The sequence below is a fragment of the Pseudomonas sp. Bc-h genome, from assembly GCF_002080045.1.
Lineage (GTDB): Bacteria > Pseudomonadota > Gammaproteobacteria > Pseudomonadales > Pseudomonadaceae > Aquipseudomonas.
This window is the reverse complement of the sequence record NZ_MUIN01000015.1, coordinates 370,708-380,854: the sequence shown is the minus strand read 5'-3', so window position 1 is coordinate 380,854 and position 10,147 is coordinate 370,708. Positions and strand designations below refer to the sequence as shown.

Sequence of the window (10,147 nt, the reverse complement as noted above, 5' to 3'; positions counted from 1 at the left end):
TGTGTATAAGAGACAGCCCTCGGGCAATTGCTGGAAGAACACAGCGCGAGCGGATCGCTGAAACACCACTACGACGAACTGGGCAACCTCACGCAAACCCAGGTCCCCGACGGCCGCTGGCTCAACCGCCTGTATTACGGCAGCGGCCATCTGCACCAGATCAACCTCGATGGCCTGGTCATCAGYGAYTTCGAGCGCGATCGCCTGCACCGCGAAGTGCTGCGCAGTCAGGGCCAGATCAACACCCGCAGCCAGTACGACCGCACCGGACGACTGAAATCCCGGCAACGCCGCGCCGCGCATCTACCCCGGCAACTGCCGGCCCAGCTCAGCCACGAGTTCGAATACGACCCCTCCGACAACCTCACCGCGCGGCTGCGCACGGASCGCCAGCGCTCCGAAACCCGGCGCGAACTGCTGCATTACGACTCCAGCAGCCGCATCTGCGCCACCCAGAACAACCTCACCGGTCAGGACGAAACCTTCGCCTACGACGCCRCCGCCAACCTGCTCAAMGGTTCGATCTTCAACGTTGAACCGGTACGCCATAACCGCCTGCTGAGCTATCAGGACAAACAYTACCGYTACGACGGCTTCGGCCGCCTGATCGAAAAGACCAGCACCCGCCACGGCACACAGCAATTTGCCTACGACGCCGAAAGCCGCCTGATCGAAGTGCGCAATCACCGCGGCAACGTCGTGCGCATGAGCTACGACCCGCTCGGCCGGCGCATCGCCAAAAGCGAATACCGCCCCACCGGCCGGGAAATCGGCGAAACCCGTTTTACCTGGGACGGCCTGCGCCTGCTGCACGAACAACGCTTCACCCAGACCAGCCTCTACCTCTANGGCGCAGGCCGTCCCAGGTAAAACGGGTTTCGCCGATTTCCCGGCCGGCGCATCGCCAAAAGCGAATACCGCCCCACCGGCCGGGAAATCGGCGAAACCCGTTTTACCTGGGACGGCCTGCGCCTGCTGCACGAACAACGCTTCACCCAGACCAGCCTCTACCTCTACGCCGACGCCAGCCACGACCCCCTCGCCCGCGTCGATGGCATCGGCGAACACCAGACCGTGCGCTACTACCACAACGACCTCAACGGCCTGCCCGAACAGCTCACCGAAACCGACGGCAGCGTGGTCTGGCAGGCGCGTTATCAGGTCTGGGGCAACACCCGAGAAGAAACCAGCGGCACCTCCCTGGCCGAACCACAGAACCTGAGGTTTCAAGGCCAATACCTTGATCGCGAGACCGGACTGCACTACAACACCTTCAGGTTCTACGACCCGGACGTCGGGCGGGTCACCACGCCGGACCCGATTGGGTTGCTGGGCGGGCTGAATTTATATCAGTACGCGCCGAACCCGATTGGGTGGGTGGATCCGTGGGGGTGGAGTTGCACCCCAAACAAGAAGACGTCCTATCAGGCGACAAGCAGGAGGGATGCGTTTCGACAAGCAAAGCGTGATGCCGGCATTCCAGTCACTGCATCTCCAACAAGACTATATAAACAGCCGCTCGATGATGGATACGGCAGTCCGGTAATGCAAAATGGACAACCGGTGATGACAAGAAACTATGAATACCTCAACATCAGGCATAACAAAATCACGATTCAAGAACACAGCTACGGCCACTCGAAGGCAACCCATATGCATGGCGCAGAGCCGCACTTTAATGCTCGGCAGGGAGATAAGCTCCGCTCCGGATCAGCAGATGGGACTCACGGCCACTACAATTTCGGCAGCGAAAAATGAACATTCTCGACGGTATCTACAACAACAATTTCCTTAAAAGCATCTTTCCAGCAGGACTCACGGAGAGTGTACTCATAGCGCATATCGGCTTCGACCCAGACTCTGAGTTCAGTTTGAATATCCATACGAGACAGAAACCGTCTCGGGAGATACCTACATGGGGAGTTTGGGGAATTGATTACGACACTGTCGTTATCGTGATGTTAGGGACAGGTATCGATGACATAGAAATCGCGGACTGGAACAAGATCGATTACGGCAATGTGGAGTGTGAATTACGCAATCGCAAATTACATATCCAAACTAAAGGCAAGGACTGGAAGATAGCATTTACGTTTAAAACGCTTACCTTTCAACAGTCCAGGACGTACCTCTCCTAACGGCCACTTAAATCACCTTGATGCGGGCATAAGGGCAATGATTCTTGCAGTGCCCCCATCAAACCGCCAACAACCGCTCCCAACATGGTAGTTCCGTCAATCATCTACAGTGCACCGAATAAGAAGTGGCCACCTTAAGCCACCACCTTCAACCCCATCACCCCCGCCAGAATCAGCAAAATACAAACAATCCTCAAAGGCGCGACGCTGTCGCCCATCAATGCCATCCCGAGGATGGCGGTGCCTGCGGCGCCGATGCCGGTCCAGACTGCGTACCCCGTGCCCACGGGTAGTGTGCGCAGCGACATGGATAACAGGACCACGCTCGACAAGCCGGTGGCGACAGTGAACACCGCCGGGATCAAGCGGGTGAAGCCTTCGGAGGACTTCATGCCGAGGGCGAATGCGATTTCCAGAATGCCGGCCAGACTCAGTAGGAACCATGCCATTTTGAGAACTCCAGGGATGGGCTCGCCTGAGCACATTGCCAGGCGAACCGGGGTGATAGGACAACTGCCGAATCGCAGAGCAGGCATTGCCTGTTCTGCGACGCCCGTTGGGGTTCAGGCCTTGGCGGCTGGGGCCGGGCGGAATGCCACGCCGAAGCGGTTGAACGCGTTCATGAGGCCGACGGCGTAGGTCAGGTCGGCGAGCCCCTTGTCGCCAAACTCGGCAAGCGCGGCTTGATAATCGGCATCCGGCACACCGGTTTCGGCGACACGGGTGACGGTTTCGGCCCAGGACAACGCCACGCGTTCCTGCTGGCTGAACAGCTGCCCTGCGTCGTGCCACACCGGGACCAGCACCAGTTTCTCCACGCTCAGGCCCTGTTTGAGAAGGTCTCGGGAGTGCATGTCGATGCAGAACGCGCAGCCGTTGATCTGCGACACCCGTAGGTACACCAGATCGACCAGTTCCCTGGCGAGACCGCACTGTTGCAGCGAGCCATAAACGGCGCCGAACGCCTTGTAGGTTTCAGGGGAAATGGCGGAGTAGTTGATGCGATTGCTCATGATGAATCCTCGACAGGGCTTGATTTGAGCCGCCATCGTCGTCGCTCATGGCCTATGGCAAAAGATCCATGATCTGCTTTACATCATGGGCCATGATCCAACAAAGAACAGGTACGGATTGAGGCGTCATGGTCTAGCCTTGCAGCTCATTCTTGGCCCTTCAAGCTGGGTCATGAAGAACGTACAGTGAGGCGCATGTTGCCCGTCACGCCATCTTCGAGAACACATGACTCGTCCAGCCCAACGCTTCTCCCCTCTCGATCCCGCTTCGCCGGAGCCGATTTACCGGCAGATCTACTGGCGGTTCCGCAGTGCGATCAGCGAGGGCATTCTAGCGCCCGGCGATCGTATTCCCGCAGCCCGGGCGCTGGCCAAGGAGTTGGGGCTGGCCCGCGGCACGGTCGACACTGCTTACTCGCTACTGACTGCGGAGGGTTATGTTCAACCTCGCGGCCAGGCCGGCACGATCGTCACCGCAGGGATCAGTCTGGGCATGGACTCAACCCAAGGTGCACTTGGCGTCGGTGAAACCGCGCCAATCAGGGACAAGCCGCCGGTGCTTCCCTTTCAGATGGCGCTGCCTGCGCTGGACGCGTTTCCGAGGAAGATCTGGGCTCAACTGGGCGCGCGCTGCGTACGCGCTACTCGTGTTCAGGACATGGCCCTTCCCTCAGTGCATGGCCTTGAATCCTTGCGCACTGCGATCGCCACTTATCTGCAGGTGTCCCGAGGCATCGACTGCTCACCGGCACAGGTGTTTGTGACGTCGGGCTATCGCAACACTCTGGCGCTGATTGCCCACACCCTGCTGACGCCTGGCGACCGAGTGTGCGTCGAGGACCCCGGCTATCCGCCCACGCGTCAGCTGTTAAGTCAGCTTGGCATGGAACCCGTTCCGATTTCGGTAGACGACGACGGCATGCGTGTCGATCAAGCAACAGGCAACGGCCTCGGCGCCCGGGCGGCTGTGGTCACGCCGGCCCATCAGAGCCCGCTGTGTGTCTCGCTGTCATTGCCTCGCCGCCTGGCGCTTCTTGACTGGGCGATGCAGCAGAACGCATGGGTGGTCGAAGACGATTACGACGGTGAGTACCGCTATGTCAGTCGGCCGTTGCCCGCGCTCAAGAGTCTGGATCGCCATGGCCGAGTGCTCTATGCGGGGACGTTCAGCAAGGTGCTGTTCCCGGGGATTCGCATGGGCTATCTGGTGGTGCCGCCGGATCAGGTTCAGCGATTCGAACAGATGGGCCAATTGTTTCTCGGCGGCTGTCCGGAGTTGACCCAGGCGATTGTCGCGACCTTCCTTACCGAAGGGCATTTCGCGCGGCATATCCAGCGTATGCGCAAACTCTATGCGCAGCGGCGCGAAGACACTGTCCGTGGGCTGAAAAAGGCCCTGGGCGAGGGTTTTCGAATAGACGCGCAACCGGGTGGCATGCATCTGATTCTGCGTTTGTCTGAAGACAAATCTGACACCGGACTGGTCAGCCGCCTGCGCCAGGCCGGGATTTATGCCGAAGCATTGACTGGCTGGAGCATCGAAAACGCGACTGGTCCGGCATTGCTGCTGGGATTTGCGAACATCGAATCCGAAGATGTGGCCGAGCATCTTGGCAGGCGCATTCTGGCGCTGATGTCATGAGCATGATCACCCTGCCCCCTCTTAAAAAACGATTTCAGGATCACCATGAACCTTAACAGCATCGCGGTTTTCTCCGGTTCCAACTTTGGTTTCAACCCCGCTTATGCGCAGGGTGCACGGGCGCTTGGTCGGGAGATCGCTCGACGTGGATTGCGTCTGGTGTACGGCGGCTCCGACAAGGGCCTGATGGGCGTGATGGCTGACACCGTGCTGGCTGAAGGCGGTGAAGTGGTCGGCATCATCACTGACCGCCTGGTCGGTCTGGGGCATTTGCACAGCGGCCTGACTCGGCATGAATTGACCCTGGACATGCGCAGCCGCAAGCACCGCATAAGCGACTGCGCCGATGCATTCATTGCCTTGCCCGGGGGCCTTGGGACATTTGAGGAGTTGTTCGAGGTCGCGACCCTGACGCAGCTAGGGGAGCACAGCAAGGCCGTTGCCTGCCTGAACATCAATGACTTCTTCAGCCCGGTGCGCAGTCTGCTCAACCACGCCGTCACTGAGGGTTTCATGAAGGTCGAGCACAGTGAGATGCTGATTTTTAACGCCGACCCATGCGCGCTACTGGACGCGCTCGAACTGTGGCAAGCGCCTACAGTGACGAAATGGATCGAGCCGGGCAAATAAAACGGGGATTTTGTATCGCTCTGTGTACAGCCATGGCAGCGATACACTCGCCCGGGTTTCGGCGGTGGTACGGGACACATCAGCGATACACCTGCGGGGTTTACTAGGCACGTCGATCAGCGCAGCCCACTTGAACGGGGGCGCGATCAAAACCTTGAAAACCCAATCGGTCCTTACCGCAGGAGTTCACCCCATGAAACGTCAGATCTTTCTCGGCATCGCTTTCTCCGTCCTCGCCGCCAACGTCTTCGCTGCCGACGGCTCCGAACATCTGAAGCAGTTCCAGACCGCTCAGGTCAGCGTGCAGCAAGTCGCCCAGGACTCAGTAGCGTCTGATGGCGCGGACCACTTGAACGCGTTTCGTACCGCCGAGCGAGGCGCATTGAGCATCGATCTGAAAAATGCCGAAACCGTGGCCGAAGTACGCTCCGAGTTTGGCTCGCAGTACCAGCGTTACTGATCCATCAGCTGCGGCGCGATGCGGACGCTCCAGACGACCCGCATCGCAGCTTCGCTCACCCCTGACTCGGTTGCCAGTCGTCCGGCACCACAGCAATCACGTCGATCTCCATCAGCCATTGCGGCTGCCCCAGCCCCGAAATCACCAGCCCGGTGGAAATCGGGAACACGCCTTTTAGCCACTTGCCGACCTCCTGATAGACCGGCTCGCGATAGCGCGGGTCGATGATGTAGGTGGTGGTCTTGACGATGTGCGACAGGTCCGAACCCGCCTCTTCCAGCAACTGCTTGACGTTCTTCATCGCCTGCTCGGCCTGGGCGCGCGGATCCCCAAGACCCACCAGATTGCCGTCGAAATCGGTGCCGATCTGCCCGCGGACGTAGATCGTGTTGCCCGCTCGAACCGCCTGGCACAGATCGTTGTCCAGCGACTGGTTCGGGTAGGTTTCCTTGGTGTTGAACATGCGAATGCGGGTATGAGTAGGTTGTGCCATGTGAGGCTCCCTAAAAGCAGAAAGTTGGCCGCGCTGCCCGCGTGGGTTCAGCGCGGAAATCGAATTCAGGCCGTCACGACTGATGCAGGAGCCGTTGAAACAGCGTGCTCGGCCTGGCGCTCGGCAGCGTCCCTGTATTCGAGGTACTTGCGCTGGGTGGCGATGTGATCGGCGACGTATTTGGCGTCATGCCACACGCCCCAGATGAACGACGACCCGCGACGCGACTGCCACGGCAAACCGAGGAAATAGATGCCGGACTCGTTGGACACCCCACGCTGATGCCGGGGTTTGCCTTTTTCATCGAAGGCATCGACGTTCATCCAGCTGTAGTCGGTGGCAAAGCCGGTGGCCCAGATGATGGTGGTGATACCGGCCTCAGCCAGGTTCAGTTCCAGAATCGGTTTGCTCACGCATTCAGGATCGGGGAATACGCGACGGGCTTCAGGCTCCAGCGGCAGGCTCAGCCCGTTGCGTTCGATGTAGGCATCGGCTGCATCGAGCACTGCCAGATAATTCTCGTCGCCACGCGCCAGGTTCTCTGCCAGGTCTGGCTGGAACGTCGCCACGCCGTCGTTGAAAGAACGGGTGACGCCGACCAGTTTCATGCCACGCTGCGCCAGTTCACGGAAGTCCACCGTACGCCCGCCATGGGCACCGCTGACGGCAATCGTCACGTGCTCACGGCCAGGCTTCATCGCTGCCTGATCCCACTCGCCGAGCACACCCAGCCACCAGCAGAAATCGCGATTGCGATACGCGCGCGGTGGCCGGTCATGCTGGCCCACCGACAGGTAGACCTGCTTGCCTGAACGCTGCAATTCATCGGCGATCTGAGTGCCGGATGATCCTGCGCCCACCACCAGCACCGCGCCTTCGACCAGTTGCTGCGGGTTGCGGTATTGCGCGGAATGGATCTGAGTCAGGCGTTCGTCGCTCGGTGCAATGGCTGGAATGACCGGTTTCTGAAATGGACCGGTTGCCACGACCACGCGATTGGCCTGGATCACACCTTCAGAGGTCTCGACCGTGAAACCGGGACGCCCCACGTTGCGATCAACCTTACGCACTTCAACACCGGTGCGAATCGGCGCGTTGAACTTGCGGGCGTAAGCTTCGAAGTAATCGGCCACCTGCTCTTTAGGGGCAAAACCGTCGGGGCTCAAACCGGCAAACTCGAGGCCGGGAAAACGGTCGTGCCAGGCCGGGCCGTTGGCAACCAGCGAATCCCAGCGCCCGGTGCGCCAGGCTTCGGCAATCCGGCTGCGCTCCAGGACCAGGTGCGCGATCCCCAGTCTGCTCAGGTGTTCGCTCATGGCCACGCCAGCCTGGCCAGCGCCGACCACAAGCGTATCGATTTCAGTTTTTCCAGCTGTCATACCTGTGTCCTTCACGAAGGCGGGTGTGGACGCATTCTGTGCAGGATCGGGGGATAGCGAAATTATGATTTTTGTCGTCGCAGAGCAGGAAAAAGCTAGGGCTATGGTTCGCCTGGGTCGCTCAACATCCCATGACACATCAGCCCCAGCACGCTGCGCATATGCGCCGCATGGGCTTGGCGATCAGGCACCGCTTCGGTCGCCAGGCGAATGAACGCAAGGTTGGCGTACTGATTGAACAAGGTGGCGGCGACCTCGATATCCACTGATTGGCGGACCTTGCCCAGATCCTGGAAATGCATGAGCAGCGCCTTGGCTTCCTCGACCACCGCCGCGTTCCACGGATGAAAGGCGTGGGACAGGTCTCCCGTGAACAGGAACGGCGCCAGTTCGCGCCACAGCGAAGCGGGCATCGCACGCAACTGATAGCGAGTCATCAGACCTTCGAGTTCACACAGCGCGTCGAGCGGATCTGAGTTGTCATCCAGATTCGCCCTCGCCTCGCGCATGGCCAGTTCGTCAGGGGCCTTGAGCAACGCAAGCAGGATCTCCAGCTTGCCGCCGAAATAATTCACCACGGTCGGCGCCGAAACGCCCGCCTCGTTGGCGATCTGTTCCAGCGTGGTCGGGCCGAATCCGTTGGCCTTGAACAGCGCAAGGGCCGCCTCGGCGATGACCTGCCGGCGCTGTTCTTTCTGCCGCTCTCTTAATCCGCTCATGACGCCCTTGCGCTGGCTCTACGATGCCGCTCAGGGTACGGATTTGTATTTTTCTCCACAAATATTTTCTTTACAAAAATATTTTTAGCTGCCAAAACTTATGCCACAACACGCCCCGGCCAGCCCCTCGCCGCCTCGTAATGGTGAGCATCGGGCGCCTTCTCCTGGAGACCCGCAATGTCCATCGAACTCGATACTGAACTCAACAGCAGCCGCACCACGAGCGATTATCAGGCGTCCGATGCCGCCCACCACATCCACGCATTTGTCGACCAGAAAGCCCTCAACGAAGAAGGCCCACGGGTGATGGTCAGAGGCGATCGGCTGGCGTTGTGGGACAACGACGGCAAGCGTTACCTGGATGGCATGTCGGGGCTGTGGTGTACCAACCTGGGTTACGGGCGCAAGGACCTCGCCGCGGCCGCCAGCGCTCAGCTGGAGCAGTTGCCCTACTACAACATGTTCTTCCACACCACTCACCCGGCGGTGATCGAACTGTCGGAGCTGCTGTTCAGCCTGCTGCCTGCGCACTACAGCCACGCGATCTACACCAACTCCGGCTCCGAGGCCAACGAGGTGCTGATCCGCACCGTGCGCAAGTTCTGGCAGGTGATGGGCAAGCCCGAGAAGAAGGTCATGATCGGCCGCTGGAACGGTTACCACGGCTCGACCCTGGCGGCGACAGCGCTGGGCGGCATGAAATTCATGCACGAAATGGGCGGCACGATTCCGGATGTGGCACACATCGACGAGCCCTACTGGTTTGCCCATGAAGGCGACCTGAGCCCTGAAGAGTTTGGTCTGCGCGCAGCGCGCCAGCTGGAAGACAAAATCCTCGAACTGGGTGCGGACAAGGTCGCAGCGTTCGTTGCCGAGCCGTTCCAGGGCGCTGGGGGGATGATCATCCCGCCGCAGACTTACTGGCCGGAAATCCAGCGCATCTGCCGTCAATATGACGTGCTGCTGTGCGCCGACGAAGTCATCGGTGGCTTTGGTCGTACCGGCGAGTGGTTTGCCCATCAAGCCTTGGGCTTCGAGCCCGACACACTGTCCATCGCCAAGGGTTTGACCTCGGGCTATATCCCCATGGGCGGGCTGATTCTGTCACGGCGCATGGCTGAAGCGCTGGTTGAAAAAGGCGGTGTGTTCGCCCACGGCCTGACCTATTCCGGGCACCCGGTGGCGGCGGCGGTGGCGATCGCCAACCTCAAGGCGCTGCGGGATGAAGGCGTGGTGACGCAGGTGAAAAACGACACCGGGCCGTACCTGCAGAACTGCCTGCGCGAGGTGTTCGGCAATCACCCGCTGGTGGGTGAAGTTCAAGGTATCGGGCTGGTGGCTGCGTTGCAGTTCGCTGAAGACAAGGCCACGCGCAAACGCTTCGTCAACGAAAACGACATCGCCTGGCGCTGCCGCACCATCGGCTTCGAGGAGGGCATCATCATCCGCTCCACTCTGGGACGCATGATCATGGCGCCGGCGTTGGTCGCCACCCGCGCTGAACTGGACGAACTGGTGGACAAGACTCGCATCGCGGTGGACCGCACCGCCCGCGAGTACGGGCGCCTGTAAGCACGCACGACTGGCTGAGAAGTTTTTCCGTAACCAGGCTCCACAAAAAACCTCGTTTCGCCAACGCCTGCGCATCGACAGAATGCAGTCATGTCCCATCC

At 60.0% G+C, this 10,147-nt stretch carries 11 protein-coding genes and 1 pseudogene; 7 read left to right on the top strand and 5 right to left on the bottom strand.

Annotated features, from left to right (window positions below; all coding sequences use genetic code 11):
* Positions 1 to 15: 15 nt before the first annotated feature.
* The 3 genes and pseudogenes from BWR59_RS28820 to BWR59_RS28815 all read left to right on the top strand — a co-directional run.
* A pseudogene (locus BWR59_RS28820) lies at positions 16 to 1,398 on the top strand (RHS repeat-associated core domain-containing protein); the annotation flags it as partial.
* 147 nt (positions 1,399 to 1,545) lie between these two features.
* Positions 1,546 to 1,758, top strand: a complete 213-nt coding sequence (locus BWR59_RS32185; RefSeq protein ID WP_143490978.1) for an HNH/endonuclease VII fold putative polymorphic toxin — start codon at positions 1,546 to 1,548, stop codon at positions 1,756 to 1,758.
* Positions 1,755 to 2,138, top strand: coding sequence for a hypothetical protein (locus tag BWR59_RS28815; protein ID WP_081569082.1), 384 nt, complete (start codon positions 1,755 to 1,757; stop codon positions 2,136 to 2,138). Before BWR59_RS32185 ends, BWR59_RS28815 begins: the two co-directional genes overlap by 4 nt.
* Positions 2,139 to 2,272: 134 nt before the next feature.
* On the opposite strand, the gene BWR59_RS28810 is transcribed toward BWR59_RS28815, so the two are convergent.
* A complete protein-coding gene (locus tag BWR59_RS28810) occupies positions 2,273 to 2,587 on the bottom strand; it encodes a multidrug efflux SMR transporter (RefSeq protein WP_081569081.1) in 315 nt (104 codons plus the stop codon).
* Between the two features lie 114 nt (positions 2,588 to 2,701).
* A complete protein-coding gene (locus BWR59_RS28805) occupies positions 2,702 to 3,151 on the bottom strand; it encodes a carboxymuconolactone decarboxylase family protein (RefSeq protein WP_081569105.1) in 450 nt (149 codons plus the stop codon).
* 226 nt (positions 3,152 to 3,377) lie between these two features.
* Here BWR59_RS28805 and BWR59_RS28800 point away from each other — a divergent pair, with 226 nt between their 5' ends.
* The 3 genes from BWR59_RS28800 (at position 3,378) to BWR59_RS28790 (ending at position 5,883) form a co-directional block, all read left to right on the top strand.
* A complete protein-coding gene (locus BWR59_RS28800; RefSeq protein ID WP_081569080.1) occupies positions 3,378 to 4,793 on the top strand; it encodes a PLP-dependent aminotransferase family protein in 1,416 nt (471 codons plus the stop codon).
* 45 nt (positions 4,794 to 4,838) lie between these two features.
* On the top strand, positions 4,839 to 5,423 hold the full coding sequence (locus BWR59_RS28795) for a TIGR00730 family Rossman fold protein (RefSeq protein ID WP_081569079.1): 585 nt from the start codon (positions 4,839 to 4,841) through the stop codon (positions 5,421 to 5,423).
* 193 nt (positions 5,424 to 5,616) lie between these two features.
* Complete coding sequence (locus BWR59_RS28790; RefSeq protein ID WP_081569078.1) at positions 5,617 to 5,883, top strand: hypothetical protein; 267 nt, start codon at positions 5,617 to 5,619, stop codon at positions 5,881 to 5,883.
* 55 nt (positions 5,884 to 5,938) lie between these two features.
* Here BWR59_RS28790 and BWR59_RS28785 read toward each other — a convergent pair whose 3' ends face one another.
* From BWR59_RS28785 to BWR59_RS28775, 3 genes are all read right to left on the bottom strand, one after another.
* Positions 5,939 to 6,376, bottom strand: coding sequence for a RidA family protein (locus BWR59_RS28785; protein ID WP_081569077.1), 438 nt, complete (start codon positions 6,374 to 6,376; stop codon positions 5,939 to 5,941).
* A 65-nt stretch (positions 6,377 to 6,441) separates the two neighbouring features.
* On the bottom strand, positions 6,442 to 7,755 hold the full coding sequence (locus BWR59_RS28780; RefSeq protein WP_081569076.1) for an NAD(P)/FAD-dependent oxidoreductase: 1,314 nt from the start codon (positions 7,753 to 7,755) through the stop codon (positions 6,442 to 6,444).
* A gap of 101 nt (positions 7,756 to 7,856) precedes the next feature.
* On the bottom strand, positions 7,857 to 8,474 hold the full coding sequence (locus BWR59_RS28775; protein ID WP_081569075.1) for a TetR/AcrR family transcriptional regulator: 618 nt from the start codon (positions 8,472 to 8,474) through the stop codon (positions 7,857 to 7,859).
* A gap of 177 nt (positions 8,475 to 8,651) precedes the next feature.
* Between BWR59_RS28775 and BWR59_RS28770 the strand changes: the two genes are divergently transcribed.
* Positions 8,652 to 10,046, top strand: a complete 1,395-nt coding sequence (locus BWR59_RS28770) for an aspartate aminotransferase family protein (protein WP_081569074.1) — start codon at positions 8,652 to 8,654, stop codon at positions 10,044 to 10,046.
* The last annotated feature ends 101 nt before the right edge of the window (positions 10,047 to 10,147 follow it).